The organism is Streptomyces sp. NPDC093600, assembly GCF_044764755.1.
In the GTDB taxonomy this organism is placed as follows: Bacteria; Actinomycetota; Actinomycetes; order Streptomycetales; family Streptomycetaceae; genus Streptomyces.
On the sequence record NZ_JBIWIU010000001.1, the window covers coordinates 1,001,428 to 1,023,738 of the forward strand.

Here is a 22,311-nt window from a genome sequence, read left to right on the forward strand (position 1 = left end):
GGGCCTCCTTCCGTACGGGAACGGACAGCGGGTCAGGCGTCGAAGACCTCGTTGACCAGCTGCTGCTGCTCGGCCTGGTGGCGCTTGGCCGAGCCGACCGCCGGGGACGAGGAGTGCGGACGCGAGATCCGGCGCAGGCGCTCGCCGTGCGGGATGTCGGCGCCGACCGCCAGGTCCAGGTGGTCGATCAGGTTGAGCGCGATGAACGGCCAGGCACCCTGGTTCGCCGGCTCCTCCTGCGCCCACAGGTACTTCTCGGCGTTCGGGTACTTGGCGATCTCGGCCTGGAGCTCGGCACCCGGAAGCGGGTACAGGCGCTCCAGCCGGATGATCGCCGTGTCCGTGACACCGCGCTTCTGACGCTCGGCGTCCAGGTCGTAGTAGACCTTGCCGGAGCAGAAGACGACCTTGCGGACGTCGGCCGCGTTGACCGACTCGTCGCCGATCACCGGGCGGAAGCCGCCGGTGGTGAACTCCTCCACCTTGGACGCCGCGGCCTTCAGTCGCAGCATCGACTTCGGGGTGAAGACGATCAGCGGCTTGTGGTGCGGGTTGTGGACCTGCCAGCGCAGCAGGTGGAAGTAGTTCGACGGCAGCGTCGGCATGGCGACCGTCATGTTGTCCTGCGCGCACATCTGGAGGAAGCGCTCCGGGCGGGCGGACGAGTGGTCCGGGCCCTGGCCCTCGTAGCCGTGCGGCAGCAGCAGCGTGACGCCGGAGGTCTGGCCCCACTTCTGCTCGGCCGAGGAGATGAACTCGTCGACGACGGTCTGCGCGCCGTTGACGAAGTCACCGAACTGGGCCTCCCAGATCACCAGGGACTCCGGGCGGGCCAGGGAGTAGCCGTACTCGAAGCCCATCGCCGCGTACTCGCTGAGCAGCGAGTCGTAGACGTTGTAGTGGGCCTGGTCCTCGGCGAGGTAGAGCAGCGGGGTGTAGTCCTCGCCGGTCTCCTGGTCCACCAGGACCGCGTGCCGCTGGCCGAAGGTGCCCCGGCGGGAGTCCTGGCCGGACAGCCGGACCGAGGTGCCCTCCATCAGGAGCGAGCCGATGGCCAGGGTCTCGCCGAAGCCCCAGTCGATCGTGCCGTCGTCGATGGAGGCCGCGCGGCGCTGCATCTGCGGCATCAGACGCGGGTGGACCTTGATCCGGTCCGGGATGTTGACCTGCGACTCGGCGATCCGCTTCACGACCTCCTGGGAGACCGCGGTGGAGACGGCGACCGGGAACTCGGGCTGCGGTTCCGGGCTGTGCGCCGGGGCCGGGGCGGAGGTGGCCTCGCGGACCTCGGCGAAGACCTTCTCCAGCTGGCCCTGGAAGTCCTGGAGCGCCTGCTCCGCCTCTTCCAGCGTGATGTCGCCGCGACCGATGAGCGACTCGGTGTACAGCTTGCGCACCGAACGCTTCTTGTCGATCAGGTTGTACATCTGCGGGTTGGTGAACTGCGGGTTGTCGCCCTCGTTGTGACCGCGGCGGCGGTAGCAGATGAGGTCGATCACGACGTCCTTGTTGAACGTCTGGCGGAACTCGAAGGCGAGCCGCGCGACGCGGACCACGGCCTCCGGGTCGTCGCCGTTCACATGGAAGATCGGCGCCTCGATCATGCGGGCCACGTCGGTCGCGTACATCGAGGAGCGCGAGGACTCCGGGGCGGCGGTGAAGCCGACCTGGTTGTTGATGACGATGTGGACCGTGCCGCCGGTGCGGTAGCCGCGCAGCTGCGACATGTTCAGCGTCTCGGCGACGACACCCTGGCCGGCGAAGGCCGCGTCACCGTGGAGGGCGACCGGCAGGACGGTGAAGTCCGTGCCGCCCTTGTTGATGACGTCCTGCTTGGCGCGGACGACACCCTCCAGGACCGGGTCGACCGCCTCCAGGTGCGAGGGGTTGGCGGTGAGCGAGACCTTGATCTGCTCGCCGTCCAGGCCGGTGAAGGTGCCCTCGGCGCCCAGGTGGTACTTCACGTCGCCGGAGCCGTGCATCGACTTCGGGTCGAGGTTGCCCTCGAACTCGCGGAAGATCTGCGCGTACGACTTGCCGACGATGTTCGCGAGGACGTTCAGCCGGCCGCGGTGGGCCATGCCGATGACGACCTCGTCCAGGCGGGACTCGGCGGCGGAGTCGATGACCGCGTCGAGCAGCGGGATGACGGACTCGCCGCCCTCCAGGGAGAACCGCTTCTGACCGACGTACTTGGTCTGCAGGAAGGTCTCGAACGCCTCGGCGGCGTTCAGCCGGCGCAGGATCCGCAGCTGCTCCTCGCGCTCCGGCTTGGAGTGCGAGCGCTCGACGCGGTCCTGGATCCACTTGCGCTGCTTCGGGTCCTGGATGTGCATGAACTCGACGCCGGTGGTGCGGCAGTACGAGTCGCGCAGCACGCCGAGGATGTCGCGGAGCTTCATCATCGACTTGCCGGCGAAGCCGCCGACCGCGAACTCGCGCTCCAGGTCCCACAGGGTGAGGCCGTGCTCGGTGATGTCCAGGTCGGGGTGCTTGCGCTGGCGGTACTCCAGCGGGTCGGTGTCGGCCATGACGTGGCCGCGGACCCGGTAGGAGTGGATCAGCTCGAAGACGCGCGCGGCCTTGGTGACGTCGTCGTCGTGGGAGGCGTCGATGTCCTTGAGCCAGCGGACCGGCTCGTAGGGGATGCGCAGGGCCTTGAAGATGTCGTCGTAGAAACCGTCCTCGCCGAGGAGGAGGTTGGCGACGATCCGCAGGAACTCGCCGGAGGCGGCGCCCTGGATGACCCGGTGGTCGTAGGTCGAGGTCAGGGTCATGACCTTGGAGATGCCCAGCTTGTTCAGGGTGTCCTGGGAGGTGCCCTGGAACTCGGCGGGGTAGTCCATCGAGCCGACGCCCATGATGACCGACTGTCCGGGCATCAGACGCGGCACGGAGTGGACGGTGCCGAGGCCGCCGGGGTTGGTCAGCGAGACCGTGACGCCGGAGAAGTCCTCCATCGTCAGCTTGCCGACGCGGGCGCGCTTGACGATGTCCTCGTAGGCCTGCCAGAACTCGAAGAAGTTCAGGGTCTCGGCCTTCTTGATGCCGGCGACGACGAGCTGGCGGTCGCCGTTCGGCTTGACCAGGTCGATCGCGAGGCCGAAGTTCACGTGCTCCGGCTTGACCAGGGTCGGCTTGCCGTCCTTCTCCGCGAAGGAGTAGTTCATCGACGGCATGGCCTTGATCGCCTGCACCATCGCGTACCCGATGAGGTGCGTGAAGGAGATCTTCCCGCCCCGGGCGCGCTTGAGGTGGTTGTTGATCACGATCCGGTTGTCGAAGAGCAGCTTCACCGGGACGGCGCGGACGGACGTGGCCGTCGGCACCTCCAGCGAGGCGTTCATGTTCTTCGCGACCGCGGCGGCGGGGCCGCGCAGGGTGATCAGCTCGGGGCCGGCGGGGGCCTCGGTGGCCGGCGCGGCGGCGGCCGGGGCCGCGGGGGCCTTGGCCGCCGGGGCGGGGGCCTGGGCCTTGGCCGGGGCGGGCGCGGCCGGAGCGGCGGCGGGCTTGGCGGGCGCCGGAGCCGGGGCGGTCTGCGCGGGGGCCGCCGGTGCGGCAGGCGCGGCCTGTGCGGGGCCCGCCTGCGGCGCGGCGGGCGCGCTCGGAACCGTCGGCGTGGCCGGCGGGGTCGGGGTGGCTCCGGCCGCCCCCGCGGCGGCGGGAGTGTCCGAGGAGCCGGGCTTGTAGTCGGCGAAGAAGTCCCACCAGGCACGATCGACCGAATTCGGGTCCTGGAGGTACTGCTGGTAGATCTCGTCGACGAGCCACTCATTGGCGCCGAAGGCGGTCGCAGGGTTCTGACCCTGCCCGTCTTGGTCGGTGGAGATGCTCGAGTTACTGGGGGACTGAGACGACACGGCGGTAACCGCCCTCTTCCGCTTCACAAGGTGATGGACAGCGGAAATAAAGGCTACGCCTCCCTGGCCGAGAGGTGCAGGCCGGGCACTCCAACGTCGCGCAAGTCACACTTGACGAGGCGTTTCGGGGCAGGGAATGGCGGGAAACAAGCGTGGTTCTGCCCTCTCCCGGGTACGGGAGACGGGGGTTGCGACCCCCGGGGGCTCGCATCCCTGACCATGTCCTGACCACGTCCTGATCACCTAAACGCAGAACGTGTGCTTCCGGTTCGACCCTACGTCAATCCCGTGCCGGAAAGCTGCCCGGAAGGGTGACCTGGATCCGGCAGCCACGTGATGATTCGGCCACTCCGATCTCCCCGCCGTGCAGATCCACCGCCCAGCGGGCGATCGCCAGGCCGAGACCCGTACCGCCGTCGCTCCCCGGACCCGACTGGGCCGGCACCGATCCGCGGTTGAACCGCTCGAAGACCGTGTGCCGCAGCGCCTCCGGAATGCCCGGCCCCTCGTCCTCGACCTCCAGTGCCAGCGAGTCCGGCCACGGACCGCGCCGGGCCCGTACGGTCACCCGGCCGTGCGCGGGCGAGTGCTTCACCGCGTTGTCGATGAGGTTGGCCATCACCTGGTGCAGCCGCTCCGCGTCCGCGTGCGCCGTCAGCTCGGGCGGCGACACGTCGAGGTGCAGATGGACGTCCGTACGGTTGTGCAGTCCGGAGCTGGAGGTGAGGCCGCGCTGCGAGGCGGCCAGGTTGGCCTCCCGGAGCACCCCCGACAGATACGGCCACACCTCGAAGCGGCGTGTCCTCAGCGCGACGACACCGTTGTCGAGACGTGACAGGTCGAGCAGCGTCTCCACCAGGCGGCCGAGCCGCTCGGTCTGCTTCAGCGCCGTCCGCATCGTCTCCGGATCGGCCTCGGAGACGCCGTCGACGACGTTCTCGAGGACGGCCCGCAGCGCGGCGATGGGGGTGCGCAGCTCGTGCGAGACATTCGCCACCAGCTCCTTGCGGTGCCGGTCGACGGCCTCCAGGTCGTCCGCCATCCGGTTGATCGTCGAGGCGAGGTCGCCCAGCTCGTCACGGCGGCCCGCACCGCGCACCCGCCGGCTGAAGTCGCCCCGCGAGATCGACCCGGCCACCGTGTTCATGTCGTCCAGCGGCGCCGTCAGGGACTGCGCCACGAACTGCGTGATCAGCAGCGTCGCGATCATCGCGAAGATCGTGATGTAGCGGAACTCGGTGGAGGTCCGGATGGCCACCAGGGCGAGACAGGAGGTCAGCAGGACCGCGCCGACGACCAGAGCGCCCAGCTTGGTCTTGATCGAGATCGATATCCGGCGCCCGGTGCGACCCTCCCGTCGCCGGCTCACGGCGCCGGTGTCTCCAGCGCGTATCCGACGCCGTGGACGGTACGGATCCGCTCCGCGCCGATCTTCCGGCGCAGCGCCTTGATGTGGCTGTCCACGGTCCGGGTGCCCGAGGCGTCCGCCCAGTCCCACACCTCGGCGAGCAGCTGCTCACGGGAGAGGACCGCCCGCGGGGTGTTCGCCAGGCAGACCAGCAGGTCGAACTCGGTCGGGGTCAGGTGCACGTCCTCGCTCCGCACCCGGACCCGGCGCTGCGCGTGGTCGATCTCCAGCTCGCCGAGCCGCAGGATCCCGCTGCGCGGGGTCACCGCCGCCATCGCGGCCCGCTCGACCCGGCGCAGCAGGACGTGCACCCGGGCGGCCAGCTCGCGCATGGAGAACGGTTTGGTCATGTAGTCGTCGGCGCCGACGCCGAGCCCCACCAGCATGTCGGTCTCGTCGTCGCGCGCGGTGAGCATCAGGACCGGGACCGGGCGCTGCGCCTGGACCCGGCGGCAGACCTCCAGGCCGTCGAAGCCCGGCAGCATCACATCCAGCACCATCAGATCCGGCTGCCACGCCTCGGCCGCGTCGACCGCGGCCGGGCCGTCGGTCGCCGTCTGGACGAGGAAACCCTCCGCCCGCAGTCGCGCGGAGATCGCATCCACGATCGTCGTGTCGTCCTCGACGACCAGCACCCGCCGCTGCGCGCCCGGAGTGGCCGCCGCACCGTGGTGAGTGGTGTGTGTCTGCTCCATTGCCCTGCCTCGCGTAGCTGATGTCGCTCAGCAGCGTAGAGGCAGCGACGGCGTCCCGGCTACGCAGGCCGGATGCCGAGGTGCACCACGTCAGGGACGCCCCGGGCAACGGGGATCTCTTCCGTCCGTACCCCGCTGAATCCGGCATTCCGCAAGGAGTCTTCGAAATCGGCGGAGGGCCGCGCGGACCACACGGCGAGGACTCCGCCGGGGTTCAGACGCCGGGCGCAGGCCGCCAACCCCTCGGCGGAGTACAGGTTTTCGTTGTCGTCGGTGACGGTCCAGTCGGGCCCGTTGTCGATGTCGAGGCAGAGCGCGTCGTAGCGGTCGGGGGAGGTACGGACGTACTCCAGGAGATCCGTGTGCAGGATCACGCTCCGCGGATCGGCGAGCGCCTCGCCGGAGAGGGCGGCCAGCGGGCCTGCCCGGTGCCAGTCGATGATGGCCTGTTCCCGCTCGACGACCGCGATCCGCGCCCAGCGGGGGTCCGCCGCGGCGTGCGCGAGGGAGAAGCCGACACCCAGGCCGCCGATCAGGACGGAGGCGCCGTGGCGCCCGCCGAGCGCGTCCATCGCCGCGTCGATCAGCAGCCGTTCGGAGCGTCCGTCGGAGGTGTCCATCAGGAAGGTGCCGTTGGCGATGATCTCGAAGTGCTCGCCGCGCCGGCGCAGCACGACTTCGCCGTACGGTCCCTCGCGGCGGTCGAGGGTGACGGGGCTCGGCATGGTCACTCGCTCCGATCTCGGGCTCATCGGGTCGTCGGGTCGTCCGGGGCGTCCGGTCATCCGGGTCATCCTCCCGGGGCGGGCGCCTTGGGGACAAACCCGTTACGGCGCCCACGGCCGGCCGGGGCCGTGCGGCCGGTGCTCGGGGACTCCGACTCGCCGCAACTGCGCAACCCTTACCGGCGAGTTGGGCGCCTGTTCTACCGTGGGATCTCCGTCGTCCGTCAAGGGGGATCGCCACATGGCAAAGGACGAGATCGAGCACATCCGCAAGGAGCGGCCGCCCGCGCCCATCGCCGCCCTCGCCGCCCGAAGCGGCCTGGACGACTGGATCGACACGTTCGCGACGAAGCAGGGCTTCGCGTGGAGGAAGTGGCGGGACTGGCGGCTCCACTTCTTCAAGGGCGGTCTGATCGTCACGGCACCGGACGGCTATACGGCCGCGTACGACTACGGGACCGTGCGCGTCGTGCAGTACCGCAGAACCATCAACGGCGGCGCCGCGGAAGCCTGCTCGACGCTGATCGACCCGGCGGGCAGCGCCCTGAACATAGGGTTCGGCAGACCCCCCTTGCTCAAGTCCGAGAAGACGGCTCTCGGCATCACCTCATGGGTGAACGGCGCCGGGTTCCTCTACCCGTACCTCTGGGGCGACCACATCCAGGAGTGCGTCACCCGCGCCCAGCTGGCCGGGACGCTCACGCGCATCCAGCAGGGCGAGAGGGTGGGCTTCGGCCCCTACACGGTCGATCGGCAGGGCGTCTCGGACAAGAAGTACTCGGTCCCCTGGTCGGACCTCACCGAACTCGACGTGCACACCGGGACCCTGATGTTCAACGGCTCCCGGAGGAGGTCGACGGCCCCGCAGATGTCGAAGGTCTACCTGGTCCCGAACCTCGACCTCCTGATGGCGGTGTGCCGTCATCTGAGCCCCCACCTGAAGGGCTGACGCCTCCACCGCGGAGCACGTGACGGTGTAGGGCACCGAGTGGCAGGAAGTGATCGCTGAGAGCGAACACGGTGCGGGGAACAATCATGGGCTCACAAGCATTGAGTCGGCATAGCTCAACTTGACTGCCGAAGGGGAGATCATGACTGCCGACACCGCCGAGTCGACGGAGTACTCGACGCTCACCCTGCCCGTGCTGCCGCTCGACGACGAGGTCGTGCTGCCGGGGATGGTGGTGCCGCTCGACCTGTCCGACAACGACGTACGCGCCGCGGTGGAAGCCGCCCAGGCCGCCGCGCGCCCCGGGACCGGCAAGCCGAGGGTGCTGCTCGTCCCCCGGGTCGACGGGACGTACGCCGGGACAGGCGTCCTCGGCACCGTGGAGCAGGTCGGCCGGCTCTCCGACGGCGACCCCGGCGCGCTCATCCGGGGTCGCGACCGGGTGAAGATCGGCGCGGGGACGACCGGGCCCGGCGCCGCCCTCTGGGTGGAGGGCAGCATCGTCGAGGAGACCGTGCCCGACCCGCTGCCCGGCGCCGTGACCGAGCTGGTCAAGGAGTACAAGGCCCTCGCCACCAGCTGGCTGAAGAAGCGCGGCGCCTGGCAGGTCGTGGACCGCGTCCAGCAGATCGACGGGGTCTCCGCGCTCGCCGACAACTCCGGCTACTCGCCCTTCCTCACCGTCGAACAGAAGGTCGAGCTCCTGGAGACGGCCGACCCGGTCGCCCGCCTCAGGCTCGCCACCGCGCAGCTGCGCGACCACCTGGCCGAGCAGGAGGTCGCCGAGACCATCGCCAAGGACGTCCAGGAGGGCGTGGACAAGCAGCAGCGCGAGTTCCTGCTCCGGCGCCAGCTCGAAGCCGTACGCAAGGAGCTGCGGGAGCTCAACGGCGAGTCCGAGGGTGACGAGTCCGACGACTACCGCGCGCGCGTGGAGGCCGCCGACCTGCCGGAGAAGGTCCGCGAGGCGGCCCTCAAGGAGGTCGAGAAGCTGGAGCGGTCCAGCGACCAGTCCCCGGAGGGCTCCTGGATCCGCACCTGGCTCGACACCGTCCTCGAACTGCCGTGGAACGAACGCACCGAGGACCGGTACGACATCCAGGGCGCGAAGGGCGTCCTCGACGCTGAGCACGCGGGCCTGGAGGACGTGAAGGAGCGGATCACCGAGTACCTGGCGGTGCGCAAGCGGCGCGCCGAGCGGGGCCTCGGCGTGGTCGGCGGCCGCCGGGGCGGCGCCGTGCTCGCGCTCGTCGGACCGCCCGGTGTCGGCAAGACCTCCCTCGGCGAGTCCGTCGCGCACGCGATGGGACGGAAGTTCGTCCGTGTCGCGCTCGGCGGCGTACGGGACGAGGCGGAGATCCGGGGCCACCGCCGTACGTACGTGGGTGCCCTGCCCGGCCGGATCGTACGGGCGATCAAGGAGGCCGGGTCCATGAACCCGGTGGTCCTGCTCGACGAGATCGACAAGGTCGGCTCGGACTTCCGCGGCGACCCGGCCGCGGCCCTGCTCGAAGTCCTCGACCCGGCGCAGAACCACACCTTCCGGGACCACTACCTGGAGGTCGAACTCGACCTGTCCGACGTCGTCTTCCTGGCGACGGCGAACGTCCTGGAGGCCATTCCGGAGGCGCTGCTCGACCGGATGGAGCTGGTGCGGCTCGACGGCTACACGGAGGACGAGAAGATCGTCATCGCCCGTGACCACCTGCTGCCGAGGCAGCTGGAGCGAGCCGGCCTGGAGCCGGGCGAGGTCGTCCTGGAGGAGGCGTCGCTGCGGAAGCTGGCGGGGGAGTACACGCGGGAGGCCGGCGTCCGCACCCTGGAGCGCTCGATCGCGCGGGTGCTGCGGAAGGTAGCGGCGCAGCACGAACTGGGCGACCGGGAGCTGCCGTTCACGATCACCCCGGACGACCTGCGGGACCTGATCGGGCGCCCGCACCACGTGCCGGAGTCGGCGCAGGACCCGGCGGAGCGGCGCACCGCCGTCCCCGGCGTCGCGACCGGCCTCGCGGTCACGGGCGCGGGCGGCGACGTGCTCTTCGTGGAGGCGTCGCTCGCCGACCCGGAGACGGGCGCGGCGGGACTGACCCTGACCGGCCAGCTGGGCGACGTGATGAAGGAGTCCGCGCAGATCGCGCTCTCCTTCCTGCGCTCGCACGGCGCGGAGCTGGAGCTGCCGGTCACCGGTCTGAAGGACCGCGGCGTGCACATCCACTTCCCGGCGGGCGCGGTCCCGAAGGACGGCCCGAGCGCGGGCATCACCATGACGACCGCGCTGGCTTCGCTGCTCTCGGGTCGCCTGGTCCGTACGGACGTGGCGATGACCGGTGAGGTGTCGCTGACGGGACGGGTCCTGCCGATCGGCGGGGTGAAGCAGAAGCTCCTCGCCGCGCACCGGGCGGGCATCACGACGGTCGTGATCCCCAAGCGCAACGAGGCCGACCTGGACGACGTCCCGGCCGAGATCCTCGACAAGCTGGAGGTCCACCCGGTCACCGACGTCCGCCAGGTCCTGGAGATCGCCCTGTCCCCGGCGGAGGTCCCGGTCGGCGTGGCGGCGTGACGGCCGGACGGCGTACGGCCCCCCGGGTGTGCCGCGCACCCGGGGGGCCGTCGGACGGACGGTGACCGTCGGACGGACGGTGACCGTCGAACAGGCGGAGGACCCGTCGGACGGGCGCAAGCTCAGCCGTTGGCCAGGGCCTGGACGCGGGAGAGGTCGCCGTTGAAGTGGTTGTGGTCGCCGACCGTCGGGCCGGTCGAGGTGTACTGCCACATCGTGTAGTACGGCCAGCCGGCCGGGAGTTCGCCCACCGTGGAGGCGTACCGGGCGATCCACAGCGGGTTGGTCGAACCGAAGCCGCTGTAGTTGCCGGTGCACTGCTTCCACCAGCTGGTCGCCGTGTAGATCAACGGGTCACGGCCCGTCCGGTACTTGTACCGGTTCACGAAGTCGCGGATCCAGGCGACCATCCCGGACTGCGTCTTGCCGTAGCAGGTCGCGCCGTACGGGTTCCACTCCATGTCCAGTGCGCCGGGCAGCGTCTTGCCGTCCCGGGACCAGCCGCCGCCGTTGTTCACGAAGTAGTCGGCCTGCGCCGCGCCCGTCGTCGTGTCGGGGGTGGCGAAGTGGTAGGCGCCGCGGATCATGCCCACGTTGTACGAGCCGTTGTACTGCTGCGCGAAGTAGGGGTTCTTGTAGTAGGTGCCTTCCGTCGCCTTGACGTAGGCCCACCTCACCCCGCTGTTCCACAGGGTCGACCAGGCCACGTTGCCCTGGTGGCTGGAGACGTCCACGCCCTCGGTCTGGGTCGCCTGGATCGAGATGCCGCCGGGCTTTCCGCCCTGGCCGTCGTGCTCGGGCACCCCCATGCCCATCCAGGCGGAACCGCGGGCCGGGACCTGCCGGGCGCCGGGGTCGTCGGCGGCGGTCGCCGTGCCGGAGAGGGTGACGGGCAGGAGGAGGGCCAGGGCCGCGAGCGCGACGCCGGCGAGGGTCTTTCCGGATCTGTGCACGGGCATTGCGTGCCTCCGAAAGGCTCGGTGGGAGAGCGAGGTCGGCATGTCCTGGTGTGAACATGTCAGCGAAGACGCCGGGGCAGACGCTACGCACGTAGACCTGTGCGGCGGAAGGGGGCCTGGGTGCTGCCGTTGGTCTACTCCTGCGAAATACTGGTGGAGCTGCGGCGATGGACCGCGGTGAAAGAAAGTTTCAGCGGCCGGAAAGCGCGCGAGGGGTGCTGACGTGCACGGAAGCGGTACGGGGAGTGAAGGCGACCCCACGACGCCGACCACGCGAAGTGGTGTGGACCAGGAAGTCCTGGCCCTGGAACGGGAACTGGCGGTCTTTCTGCGCCGCGCCCGCGCCCAGTCCGGCGAGATGGCCCGCGAGGTCCACCCCGAACTGGAGCCCGCCGCGTACGGACTTTTCGTCCGCCTCGACGACGCGGGGCCGCAGCGCGCCACGGACCTCGCCGGCTACTTCGGCGTCGGCAAGGCCACCATGAGCCGCCAGCTGCGCGCCCTGGAAGACCTCGGCCTCGTCGCCCGCGACCCCGACCCGGCCGACGGGCGCGCCTCGCTCGTGCGGCTCACGGAGGAGGGGCAGGGCCGCTTCCGGCGCGTACGGGACGCGCGGCGCGGGCGGTACGTCCGCAAGCTCGCCGACTGGGACCGCGGCGAGGTCGCCGAACTGGCCCGGCTGCTGCACCAGCTGAACACCCGCGCGGAGAGCTGAGGCGCACGGGGCGGCACCTTCACGCTGGTGAGCTAGAGCTCCGCGTAGACCGCCGTCGCGTCGTCGTGGCGCTTCCAGCGGCGCAGGCGGCCCGCCGTGTCCAGAGCCTTCGGCCCTCGGGCGACCCGATCGCCGCGCGCCTCCAGGGCCCGCACGCGGCGCAGCAGCCCGTGCGCGCCCTCGTTCCGCAGCACCCCGAAGCAGTCCGCCCAGTCGCCCTCCCCGAACAGCTCCACCCAGCGCCCCGCGCCGTCCGTCAGCGCCGCCAGGGCCCGTACCGACGTACGGGCCGTCGTGCCGGTCACCGCGTGCTCCGCCACCGCCGGGTCGGCCGCGGCCGTGAAGAAGCCGCCCTTCTGGTTGCGCAGCAGGTCCGTCGCCTCCACCGAGCGCAGGGTCTCCGGCGACACGTGGTCCAGCCGGGCGTCGAGAACCGCCCGTACCGCCCCGTCCGGCGCCTCCAGGAGCAGGACGGCGTCGGACAGCACCAGGTGCTCCACCCGCTCCTCGTCCCAGCGGGCCATCGCGACCGTCGCCTGCGGAGTGCGTACGTGAGAAAGGTCACAGCTCTCGCGGTGGGCGTCCGCGGTGCGCCTGATTGCCAGCGACAGGATCTCGGGCAGCGTCATCTCGCGCAGGGAACTGGACAGTTCGGTCAAAGCTCCGCCGAGCCGCGCGGTGAACCAGGGGACGCCGTGCACACATCCGTCGTCCCCGGCGGGCGGTGTGACCCCGTCGAGCACCACCACCGTCCCGCCCGCACCGGAGGCGGGCAGAGCTGCGGCTGCCCAGTCCTCGTTGGGGCGTTCGGAGGTGCCGGGGAGGGTGGCCGCTTCGGTACGCATGATCCCCAGTCTGCCCCCGCCCGCATCACTCCTTCACAACCCCTCCAGACGGCCGGATATGGCCTGTACCAAGCCCTGCGAGGTGGGGACGGAAGACGGAATGGAGTCCTCCGAGAAGCTGCGGGCGGGCATCTTGCCAAAGCCCACGCGGAAGATCCAACCGGCACCGCTCGGAGGCCCGCACCCGCCTGTCGCGGAAGTTGTTCGCCAACTCAGGAGTGTTGTTCACTCGTTCGGGTGGCGGAGCGGCCGATGCGCGTCCCCTTCCCAGAAGCGCTGGAATGGTCGGAAGCCGTACCAGGGGTGGGGGCGCTCTTTCATGTGACCGGTCGTCACCTCTGCTTCATGGGTGGACGAGTCGAGAATGCGAGCACCGGTGCAGAAGAAGCGGCCTCGGAGCAACAACGGCACGCGGAGCCAGAGCCCCGGTGACCCGTTGACCACGGGCGACGCCACGGGCCCCGGCACCGCAGACACCCCCGGAGCACCCGGAGTACCCGGCGGAGAGAGCACCGCCGGAGCCCCCGTACACGCGGACGTCCCCGGCACCGCCAGCACTCCCGCCGCGCCGCCCGCCCGCCGCTCCCGGCGGGTCCGCAACCGTCTGATGGCCGGTGTCGCCCTCGTCGGCGTCACCGTCCTCGCCGCCGGCGCACCCGTGATCCTCACCGCCTCCGGCGAACTGGCCGACTCCCAGCGCCTGGTCACCCTCGCCGAACTGGACCGCCAGGCCGTCACCCTCGCCCACTCCCTCGCCGACGAGCGCGACGAGGTCGTCGCCTACATCGCCGCGGGCCGGGACGAGCAGACCGGCGACAGCGAGGACAGGCGCCAGATCACCAACGCCCGCTCCAGCCGCGTCGACCGCCAGATCGACGAGATCCGCCCCGCCGCCCCCACCGAGCTGCGCCGCGACCTCGCCGGCCTGCCCTCCCTCCGCCGCACCGCCCTCACCGGCGAGGGCACGGCCCTGGAGGCCCACAAGGCGTACTCGGACGTCATCGCCAAGCTCCACGCCCTCGCCGAGGAGCTCGCCGAGAAGACACCCGCCCGCGCCGCCCAGGCCACCCGGGCCCCCGCCGCCCTCGGCCGCGCCGTCGAACAGGCCTCCGCCGGCCGCGGCCTGCTCCTGGCCGCCCTCGCCGTCCCCCAGCCCGAGTCCACCGGCACGTACTACGACCCCGTCACCGGTACGTACGTCACCGCCGACGCCGACGGCGGGGAGGAGGCGGCCCGTACGCGGGACGCCCTGACCGCCGCCGCCCAGCAGGCCCGGGTCCGCGAACTCGGCGCCCTCGCCGACTTCGACCAGGCCGCCACCGCCGAGGGCCGCGACTCCCTCGCCGCCACCGTCACCGGCCCGGACGTCAAGAGCGCCGAGCGCTATCTGACCCGGCTGACCGACCAGCCCCAGCTGAGCAAGTCCGAGCGGAAGACCGACCCGGAGAAGCTGGAGGCCGCGCTCTCCGCCCGCATCGAGCAGATGCGGGGCGTCGAGTCCGCCCTGGCCACCCAGCAGGTGGAGCGGTTCGCCCAGCTCCGCGACGACGACGTCACCGCGCTGGAGGTACGCATCGCGTTCCTCGGCGGCTGCCTCCTCGTGGCCATCGGCATCTCCACCTATGTCGCCCGCAGCCTGACCCACCCCCTGGCGGCGGTACGCATCGGAGCGGCCCGCCTCGCGGCCTCCCCGGAGACCGAGGAGCCGGTCCGCTTCACCGGCCGCAACGACGAGTTCGCCCAGGTCGTACGGTCCCTCAACACGCTCCACGGCAAGCTGGCGGCCCTCGCCGTCCGCACCGAGCGGCTCGACGGCGAGCGCGCCGACCTGGCCGGCGCCCGCGACGCCCTCGCCACCGAGCTCGCCGCGCAGCGCGAGGAGCTCCAGGGCCACACCGCCCGGCTCACCGCCGAGCTCGAACGGCTCAGGAACAGCGTCCACCACACCTTCGTCAACCTCTCCCTGCGCAGCCTGGGCCTGGTGGAACGCCAGCTCGGCGTCATCGAGAAGCTGGAGGAGCGGGAGCAGGACCCGGAGCGGCTCGCCACCCTCTTCAAGCTCGACCACATGGCCACCGTCATGCGCCGGCACAGCGAGAACCTGCTGGTCCTCGCCGGCCACGAGCACGTCCACGGCCACCCGGGCCCGGTCCCGCTCGTCGACGTGGTGCGCGCGGCCGTCAGCGAGATCGAGCGGTACGAGCGGGTCACCATCCAGTCGCTTCCGCCGCACGCCCAGGTGGCCGGGTTCGCCGCGGACGACCTGAGCCACCTGGTCGCCGAACTCCTGGAGAACGCGACCGCCTTCTCGCCGCCCGACGCCCAGGTCCAGCTCTCCGGCTGGCTCCTGGAGTCCGGCGAGGTGATGCTCTCCGTCCAGGACGAGGGCATCGGCATGACCGAGTCCCGGCTCGCGGAGCTCAACGCACGCCTCGCCGAGGCCGACCCGGCCGGCGCCGAGGGGGAGGGGCTCGGCATCCGGGTCACCGCCCTGCTCGCCGCACGGCACGGGGTACGCGTGGAGCTGCGGGAGCAGAAGCAGGGCGGCATCGCGGCCGTCGTCGTCCTGCCGCTGCCGCTGCTTCCGACGACCCCGCCGGCCACCGCCACGCCGACCGTGCCCGTCGGGGGCGCAGCCCCTGCCCTGAGCCTTCCCGGCTCGGTCGCCGAAGCGAACTCCAACACGCTGCCGTCCCGCACCCGCGACCCGCTCGTCGAGGCGGCGGAACAGGCCATCGCGGCGGCGGACGAGACCCCCGCCGAGGAGCGGGACCCGGAGCGCGGGGCGGAGAACCCGGAGCGCGAGGCGGAGGAGGCCCCCTCCGAGGCCGGGGAGACCCCCGCCGAGACGACCCTCCACGTCCGTCTCCCCGCCCCGCCGACCGAGCCGGACACGCACGAGCGCGCCGCGGAGGAACCGCCGCACGCGGACGCCCAGGCGGAGACTCATGCGGACGCCGAGGCCGAGCCGCACACGGACGCCCAGGCCGAACCCCACGCGGACTCGCAGCCGGCGCCCGACGAGCGCCCCGAGGTCGACGACCACCCGGCGCCCGACGACCACCCGGAGGCCCAGCCGGTGACCGACAAGGGCCTGCCCAAGCGCACGCCCCGGATAGTCCGCCCGGCCGACGGCCCGACCGCCCCCCGCAAGGGCGGTGTGGACGCCGAAGCCCTGCGCCGCAGGCTCGGAGGGTTCCACCGGGGCGCCCAGGAGGGCCGCCGGGACGTGGAGGCGGAGATCGAGGCCGTGGAGACCACACGTACCGAGGCACGTACCGAGGAGAAGACGGGGGACACAGTCGAGGAGGCACGCAGTTGACTGCGACCGGAACATTCGGACTGAGCACGGAAGCCCGTAACCTGCACTGGCTGCTGGGCAACCTCGTCGAGGAGGTGCCAGGCGTCCGCTCCGTCGCCGTGGTGTCCTCCGACGGGCTGCTCCTGCTGTCCTCCGACCCCGCCCAGAGCGGCACACCGGAGGAGGACCACCGCCCCACCGGCCCCCGGGGCTCCAGCGCCGATCTGGCGACCATCGTGTCGGGCATCGGCAGCCTCACCATCGGTGCGGCCCGGCTGATGGACGGCGGCGGGGTCAAGCAGACGATGGTGGCCATGGAGGAGGGCAGCGTCTTCGTGATGTCGATCAGCGACGGCTCGCTGCTCGGCGTCCATGCCACGCCCGACTGCGACATGAGCGTCGTCGCCTATCACATGGCGCTCTTCGTCGGCCGCGCCGGACACGTACTCACCCCCGAACTCCGCAGCGAGCTGCGCAAATCGATGGAGAGCACCCAGTGACGTCCGCCTCCCACGCCCACTCCGCCAGGCTGCCGGTCCGCGGGGACGGCCGCCGCCCGGCGCGCGTGCGCCCGTACTCGCTCACCGGCGGCCGCACCCGCTTCGGCCACGTCCTGCTCGTCGAGACCTTCGTGGCCGCGCTCGACGCGCCGCCCGTGCGCAAGGTGATCACGGACGGCGGGCCCGGCGCCCGCGGCCTCATGCCGGAGATGCGGGCGATCGTCGAGATCTGCCGCCGGATGCGTACCGTCGCCGAGATCTCGGCGCTCCTGAAGATGCCGTTGGGTGTCGTCCGAGTGCTGCTCAGCGACTTGGCCGACCAGGGAAAGATCCGTGTGTACGGGACCGGTCACGCCACCGGCCAGCCCGACCGCGCGCTCCTCGAAAGGGTGCTGAGTGGACTCCGTCGCCTCTGACGTCTCCGCCGTCTCCGAGTCTCCGGTCCTCTCCGGAATCCCCCCGCAGCCCGATCCCGAGCCGCGGACCGAGGCCGAGGCCGAGGTCGCGGGGGATCCGCTGGCCGAGGACGGCGCCCAGGACTGGCAGCTGGACCACACCCGGGCCCCGATCGCGACCAAGGTCGTGGTCGCGGGCGGCTTCGGCGTCGGCAAGACCACCTTCGTCCGCGCGGTCTCGGAGATCACCCCGCTCCAGACCGAGGCACTGATGACGCAGGCCAGCGAGGAGACCGACGATCTCTCCGCGACGCCCGACAAGCTCACCACGACCGTGGCGATGGACTTCGGCCGGATCACGCTCGACAAGGACCTGGTCCTCTACGTCTTCGGTACGCCGGGACAGCAGCGCTTCTGGTTCATGTGGGACGACCTCGTGCGCGGCGCGATCGGCGCGATCGTGCTCGCCGACACCCGCAGGCTCACCGACTGCTTCCCCGCGCTCGACTACTTCGAGAGCTGCGGGCTGCCGTACATCGTCGCCGTCAACCACTTCGAGGGCACCGAGCGGTTCGAGGCCGAGGACGTCCGGGAGGCCCTGACGGTGCCACCGCACGTACCGGTCGTGATCATGGACGCGCGCAAGCGGTACAGCGTGATCGAGTCCCTGCTCGCGATGGTCGCGCACGCCCTCGAGGCGACTCCCGAGTAACGGCCACCCCCGCACCAAGCTGATCATTCGTTAGGAACCCCGCCATGCGGAAGATACTCATCGTCGGGGCCGGCCAGTCCGGTCTCCAGCTCGCCCTCGGACTGCAGTCGCAGGGGTACGAGGTCACCCTCATGTCCAACCGCACGGCGGACGAGATCCGGACCGGCCGGGTCATGTCCACCCAGTGCATGTTCCACACCGCCCTGCAGCACGAGCGCGACCTCGGGATCAACTTCTGGGAGTCCCAGGCCCCGCAGATCAAGGGCCTCGGCGTCTCCGTCGCCGCCCCCGACAGCTCCCGCGCCATCGACTGGGTGGGCATGCTCGACGGCTACGCCCAGTCCGTCGACCAGCGCGTGAAGATGGCCGGCTGGATGGAGACCTTCGCCCAGCGCGGCGGCCAGCTCGTCATCCACGGCGCCGCCGTCTCCGACCTGGACTACTTCTCCCGTTCGTACGACCTGGTCCTGGTCTCGGCCGGCAAGGGCGAGCTGGTCTCCATGTTCGGCCGCGACGCCGCCCGCTCCCCGTACAGCGAGCCGCAGCGGGCACTGGCCGTCGCGTACGTCCACGGTCTCGGCCCGCGCCCCGAGCACCCCGACTTCGACGCCGTCCGCTGCAACCTGGTCCCCGGCGTCGGCGAGCTCTTCGTCATGCCCACCCTGACGAACTCCGGCCGCGCCGACATCCTCTTCTGGGAGGGCGTTCCCGGCGGCCCCCTCGATGCCTTCCAGGGCGTCAAGGATCCCGCCGAGCACCTGGCGCTGACCCTGGAGCTGATGGAGAAGTTCACGCCCTGGGAGTACGCGCGTGCCACGAGGGTCGAACTGACCGACGCCAACGGCACCCTCGCCGGCCGCTACGCCCCGACCGTCCGCAACCCGATCGGCCGCCTCCCCGGCGGCGGTCTGGCCCTGGGCGTCGCCGACGTCGTCGTCGCCAACGACCCGATCACCGGCCAGGGTTCGAACTCGGCCTCCAAGTGCGCGGCCGCGTACCTCGCCGCCATCGTCGAGAACGGCGACAAGCCCTTCGACGAGGCCTGGATGCAGGCCACCTTCGACCGCTACTGGGACACCGCGCGGCACGTCACCAAGTGGACGAACGCGATGCTCGGCGTCCCCCCGGAGCACGTCCTGAACCTGATCGGCGCCGCCGGACAGCTCCAGCCCGTCGCCGACCGGTTCGCCAACGGCTTCAACGACCCGGCCGACTTCGAGAACTTCTTCTACGAGCCCGAGAAGACGGCCGCCTACCTGGGCGCGGTCGCTCAGGGCTGATCGAACCCCTCGTCCGCGCCGTCCGTGGCTCCCGCCGGGAGCTCGGGCGGCGTGTACGTGTCCAGGGGGGCCGCCTCGGGGTCCGGACGGACCGCGCCGAGCAGCGGGTTGGCGGCGATCGGGGAGACCTTGACCCGGCCGCCCGGTCGCGGGGCGTGCACGACCAGGCCCTTGCCGAGGTAGATCGCCACATGGGTGGCCTCGGGGAAGTAGACCACGAGGTCGCCGGGGCGCAGCTCGCTCATCGGCACCTTAGGCAGGGTCCGCCACTGCTCCTGGCTGGTCCGCGGGATCGCCCGGCCGGCGCTCTGCCAGGCCTGTGAGGTCAGCCCGGAGCAGTCGTACGACTCCGGCCCTTCGGCGCCCCACACGTACGGCTTGCCGATCTGCCGCACCGCGTACCGCAGGGCCTCGCCGCCCGCCCGCGAGGGGGTGCGGGGGCCGTCGAGGGCACCGGAGCCGAGGAGGTCGCGCTGGGCTCCGGCGGTCTGGGTCCGCTCCAGCTCGGTCAGCCGGTCCAGCTGGGCGGTGGAGAGGGAGGCGAGCAGCCGCTCGACCTCCTTCAGCCGAGCCTGCACGTCGTCCCGCTGCTTCTTCTGCCGCTCCGCGAGCGTCCGCTGCCGGTCCAGCGCCTTGCGCGAGGCGCTCGCCAGCGCGTCCGCCGTCTTCTCCGCGCTTTCGAGGCCGCTGACGGCGGCCGCCCGGTCGCGGGCGGCGCGGACCATCAGATGCCCCTGGTCGAGGGCGCGCCCGGGGTCGCGGGCCAGCAGCAGCTGGAGGAACGGGGGGACCTCGGAGCGCCCCTGGTACTGCTGCCGGGCGAGCCGCCCGGCGGCGTCACGGCCCTGGGCCAACGCCTTGCGGGCGGCGGTGAGCCGGGCGGTGAGCTTCTTGGTGTCGGCGGTCTGGAGCTTGAGGGCCTCTTCGGTGGCGTTGTAGGTCTCGGTGGCCTGCTCGGCCTGCCGGTAGAGGGTCCGGAGCCGGGTGAGGAGAGCGGCGACGGAGTCACCGCCGGAGGGCGGAAGCCACGCGGCGTCGTCCATCTCCTCGGTGTCGGTCTCGTCGGCGCCCCGGGTCTCGTCGGTCTCTTCGGCGGTCTCGGGCTCTTCCGGGTCGCCGGTCTCCGGGGCCTCCACCGGGGGGTCGGCCGGGTCGTCGGCCGTCGCCGCCGGAACCCCCGCCAGCGCGGTCGTCGCGGCGAGCACCCCCGTGCAGACCGTGCGCAGCAGCCGTCCTGACACGTCATCACCTCCACGGAGATGATGACGTACCGAATCGTGTGATTAACGTAATAAGGGGCGTTTCGTCCCCCGTGGCTCACTCGTCCGGCGGCGCCGCCGGCTTCGACCACGGCCACTTCAGCTCACGGCGCTCGCGCCCGCCGGGGACGTACTCGTAGACCCAGCCGCTCTGGATGCCGAGCCGCTTGGTGTGCCCGGCGGGCTCACGGCGGTAGGCGTGGACGGTCGGCGGCCCGCCGCCGGCGTCCGGGACCGGCACCTCGTACCACTTCGGCGGGTGCCCGGTGGGTCCGACGAGGACGGGGAGGACCTCGCCGTCCAGCGGGCCGCCACGGAAGGGGGTGTTCTCGCTTCTCACGCCACCAGTCTCTCCCGCCGTTCCCGTCCGCGGCTCACCCCGCCCGCTCCCCGGCCGAGGGGTCAGACGAGGTGCGCGGCCTGGTCCACCACCGGGAGGACCCGGCGGACCAGTGAACCGACCGGGCCCCCGGGCCGTTCCTGGGACAGGAGGCGGCCGACGACCGCCGTCGTCTCCTCGTCGCTCGCCACCGTCGCCGCGAGCAGGGCGACCAGATGGTCGACCAGCCAGTCCCGCAGCGCGTCGGCCGGGGGCTGCTTCTCCTCGTCGAGCCAGATCAGGGAAGCCGCCTCCACGGCCGCTATCCACGTCCGGACCATCATCCGCAGCCGGGGGCCGGGCCGAGCGACGCCCAGGTGGACGAGGATCTGCTCGGCCGCGGCGCGCCGCACCTCGTCGACGATCGCCGTGGTCCGGGACGTCTCGGCCACGCTGCCGCCCCGCAGGAGGGCGCTGAACCCGGCGTCGTGCTCGTCGACGAAGGCGAGATACCGGTCGAGGACCCGGGCGAGCCGCTCGGTCGGCGGCCCCACGGGCGGTTCGGCGAAGCACAGCTCCAGCTCATCTGCCGCGGAACGCAGCGCCGCCTCGTACAGCTGCTGCTTCCCGCCGGGGAAGTAGCGGTAGACGAGCGGCCGCGAGACGCCGGCCGCCTCGGCGACGTCGTCGAGCGAGACCTCGTCCGGCGCCCGGTGCGCGAACAGCGTCAGGGCCGCGCCGAGGAGCTGGAGCCTGCGCTCCTCGACGCTGAGCCGGCGGTACGCGGGTGACGCGGACGACGCGGGGGGTGCGTGCGGCGCGTGTGGCGCGGGCGTGGCCGGCGTGGCGGGACTGGTCATGCCACGCAGCGTAACTCCGCGGGGTGACACTCAGGCCAGCAGTCCGGAGGACTTCCACAGCCGGCGTCCGGGACCCCGCAGCACACCGATGTCGTCGAGGAAGTCGGTCAGCCGCTTGGCGCCCGACTGCATGACCTCGCGACGGTGGCCGCTCGCCTTCACCTGGGCGACCGCCTCCCGGCGGTCCAGGCCGACGTTCTCGTACACCCCCGGGTTGATGAAGCAGACGGAGAAGACGCGGGCCGCCTCACCGCAGCTGAGCCGGGTGAACTCCTGCTCCCAGCGGGGCGCGGTCACCATCTGGCGGCGCAGCTCCTCGCGGGCGTACCGCACGTGCCGGGCCTCCTCGACCACGTGGATACGGGTGACGCCGCGCACCAGCGTCTGGACGCGCTCGTCCGGGAAGGTCAGGCGCTGCATCCAGTCGAGGATCTCCTCGCCGAGAAGCGTCGCGGCGAAGGAGCCGGGGGTGGTGGAGACGGTCTTCAGCACGCGCGCGAGGTTGTGGTAGACCCGCGGTACGGGATAGCTGGGCGCGCCACCCTTCTGGATCATCCTGGCGAACATCATCGAGTGCCGGCATTCGTCGGCTATCTCGGTGAGCGCGTAGCGCACATGGCTGCTGGTGACCGACTTGTCGTAGATGTGCCGGACGAGCAGCTGCATCAGAATGATCTCGAACCAGATGCCGAGCGAGGCGAGCGACGCGGCTTCGTGGCGGGCGAGGTCCATCCGCTGGTCCTCGGACATCCGCTTCCACAGCGGGGTGTCGTAGAGGGACACCAGCTCCGGTGGCCAGAACCACTTGCCCTCCTCGACCGGTGCGTCCCAGTCGAGTTCGGTCTCGGGGTCGAAGGAGTGCTTGAGGGAGGACTCGAGGAGCCGCTCGGCGACCTGTTCCCGGTCGCGGAGGGGGCCGAGGGCGTCCCGGAGGAGAGTGAAGTCGTGCTCGGTCGAAGCGGTCAT

General features: G+C 71.5%; 18 protein-coding genes. 8 read left to right on the forward strand and 10 right to left on the reverse strand.

The annotated features are described in order from the left end of the window. Positions 1–32 precede the first annotated feature (32 nt). The 4 genes from ACIRB4_RS04890 to ACIRB4_RS04905 form a co-directional block, all read right to left on the reverse strand. On the reverse strand, positions 33–3,860 hold the full coding sequence (locus ACIRB4_RS04890; RefSeq protein WP_403288442.1) for a multifunctional oxoglutarate decarboxylase/oxoglutarate dehydrogenase thiamine pyrophosphate-binding subunit/dihydrolipoyllysine-residue succinyltransferase subunit: 3,828 nt from the start codon (positions 3,858–3,860) through the stop codon (positions 33–35). 280 nt (positions 3,861–4,140) lie between these two features. Beyond that, the gene (locus ACIRB4_RS04895) at positions 4,141–5,229 is read right to left on the reverse strand and encodes an ATP-binding protein (protein ID WP_403288443.1); all 1,089 of its coding nucleotides are present in this window, start codon (positions 5,227–5,229) and stop codon (positions 4,141–4,143) included. Further along, positions 5,226–5,963: a response regulator transcription factor gene (locus ACIRB4_RS04900; RefSeq protein ID WP_356897061.1), complete on the reverse strand. Its 738-nt coding sequence runs from the start codon at positions 5,961–5,963 to the stop codon at positions 5,226–5,228. Before ACIRB4_RS04900 ends, ACIRB4_RS04895 begins: the two co-directional genes overlap by 4 nt. Before the next feature lie 59 nt (positions 5,964–6,022). Beyond that, on the reverse strand, positions 6,023–6,688 hold the full coding sequence (locus tag ACIRB4_RS04905; protein WP_403288444.1) for a spermidine synthase: 666 nt from the start codon (positions 6,686–6,688) through the stop codon (positions 6,023–6,025). A gap of 241 nt (positions 6,689–6,929) precedes the next feature. On the opposite strand from ACIRB4_RS04905, the gene ACIRB4_RS04910 reads away from it, so the two are divergent. Then, positions 6,930–7,637: a DUF6585 family protein gene (locus ACIRB4_RS04910; protein ID WP_403288445.1), complete on the forward strand. Its 708-nt coding sequence runs from the start codon at positions 6,930–6,932 to the stop codon at positions 7,635–7,637. A 142-nt stretch (positions 7,638–7,779) separates the two neighbouring features. Beyond that, on the forward strand, positions 7,780–10,200 hold the full coding sequence (gene lon / locus ACIRB4_RS04915) for an endopeptidase La (RefSeq protein WP_403288446.1): 2,421 nt from the start codon (positions 7,780–7,782) through the stop codon (positions 10,198–10,200). A 122-nt stretch (positions 10,201–10,322) separates the two neighbouring features. Here the strand turns inward: lon and ACIRB4_RS04920 are convergent, their stop codons facing one another. Further along, on the reverse strand, positions 10,323–11,159 hold the full coding sequence (locus ACIRB4_RS04920; RefSeq protein ID WP_403288448.1) for a lysozyme: 837 nt from the start codon (positions 11,157–11,159) through the stop codon (positions 10,323–10,325). Positions 11,160–11,382: 223 nt separating this feature from the next. On the opposite strand from ACIRB4_RS04920, the gene ACIRB4_RS04925 reads away from it, so the two are divergent. After that, positions 11,383–11,874, forward strand: coding sequence for a MarR family winged helix-turn-helix transcriptional regulator (locus ACIRB4_RS04925; protein WP_403288449.1), 492 nt, complete (start codon positions 11,383–11,385; stop codon positions 11,872–11,874). Positions 11,875–11,906: 32 nt separating this feature from the next. Here ACIRB4_RS04925 and ACIRB4_RS04930 read toward each other — a convergent pair whose 3' ends face one another. Next, positions 11,907–12,719 carry a hypothetical protein gene (locus ACIRB4_RS04930; RefSeq protein ID WP_403288450.1) on the reverse strand — a complete coding sequence of 271 codons (813 nt, stop codon included), beginning with the start codon at positions 12,717–12,719 and terminating at the stop codon, positions 11,907–11,909. Positions 12,720–13,083: 364 nt separating this feature from the next. Between ACIRB4_RS04930 and ACIRB4_RS04935 the strand changes: the two genes are divergently transcribed. Genes ACIRB4_RS04935 through ACIRB4_RS04955 form a run of 5 tightly spaced genes read left to right on the forward strand, consistent with a single transcriptional unit; the run spans position 13,084 to position 18,907 of the window. Beyond that, on the forward strand, positions 13,084–16,041 hold the full coding sequence (locus ACIRB4_RS04935; RefSeq protein WP_403288451.1) for a nitrate- and nitrite sensing domain-containing protein: 2,958 nt from the start codon (positions 13,084–13,086) through the stop codon (positions 16,039–16,041). Beyond that, entirely contained in the window at positions 16,038–16,520 is a 483-nt protein-coding gene (locus ACIRB4_RS04940) for a roadblock/LC7 domain-containing protein (protein WP_403288452.1), read from the forward strand. The genes ACIRB4_RS04935 and ACIRB4_RS04940 overlap by 4 nt, the downstream gene beginning before the upstream one ends. Continuing rightward, a complete protein-coding gene (locus tag ACIRB4_RS04945; protein ID WP_403288453.1) occupies positions 16,517–16,936 on the forward strand; it encodes a DUF742 domain-containing protein in 420 nt (139 codons plus the stop codon). The genes ACIRB4_RS04940 and ACIRB4_RS04945 overlap by 4 nt, the downstream gene beginning before the upstream one ends. Next, complete coding sequence (locus ACIRB4_RS04950; RefSeq protein ID WP_403288454.1) at positions 16,917–17,627, forward strand: GTP-binding protein; 711 nt, start codon at positions 16,917–16,919, stop codon at positions 17,625–17,627. The genes ACIRB4_RS04945 and ACIRB4_RS04950 overlap by 20 nt, the downstream gene beginning before the upstream one ends. 44 nt (positions 17,628–17,671) lie before the next feature. Further along, positions 17,672–18,907: a styrene monooxygenase/indole monooxygenase family protein gene (locus tag ACIRB4_RS04955; protein WP_403288456.1), complete on the forward strand. Its 1,236-nt coding sequence runs from the start codon at positions 17,672–17,674 to the stop codon at positions 18,905–18,907. Here ACIRB4_RS04955 and ACIRB4_RS04960 read toward each other — a convergent pair. The 4 genes from ACIRB4_RS04960 to ACIRB4_RS04975 all read right to left on the reverse strand — a co-directional run bounded on the left by ACIRB4_RS04960 (position 18,898) and on the right by ACIRB4_RS04975 (position 22,311). Next, on the reverse strand, positions 18,898–20,148 hold the full coding sequence (locus ACIRB4_RS04960) for an NlpC/P60 family protein (protein WP_403288457.1): 1,251 nt from the start codon (positions 20,146–20,148) through the stop codon (positions 18,898–18,900). The genes ACIRB4_RS04955 and ACIRB4_RS04960 overlap by 10 nt on opposite strands. Positions 20,149–20,224: 76 nt before the next feature. Continuing rightward, a complete protein-coding gene (locus ACIRB4_RS04965; RefSeq protein WP_403288458.1) occupies positions 20,225–20,506 on the reverse strand; it encodes a hypothetical protein in 282 nt (93 codons plus the stop codon). A 62-nt stretch (positions 20,507–20,568) separates the two neighbouring features. Beyond that, a complete protein-coding gene (locus tag ACIRB4_RS04970) occupies positions 20,569–21,345 on the reverse strand; it encodes a TetR/AcrR family transcriptional regulator (protein ID WP_403288459.1) in 777 nt (258 codons plus the stop codon). 30 nt (positions 21,346–21,375) lie between these two features. Further along, positions 21,376–22,311 (reverse strand): diiron oxygenase, encoded by a 936-nt coding sequence (locus ACIRB4_RS04975; protein ID WP_403288460.1) that lies wholly within the window; start codon positions 22,309–22,311, stop codon positions 21,376–21,378.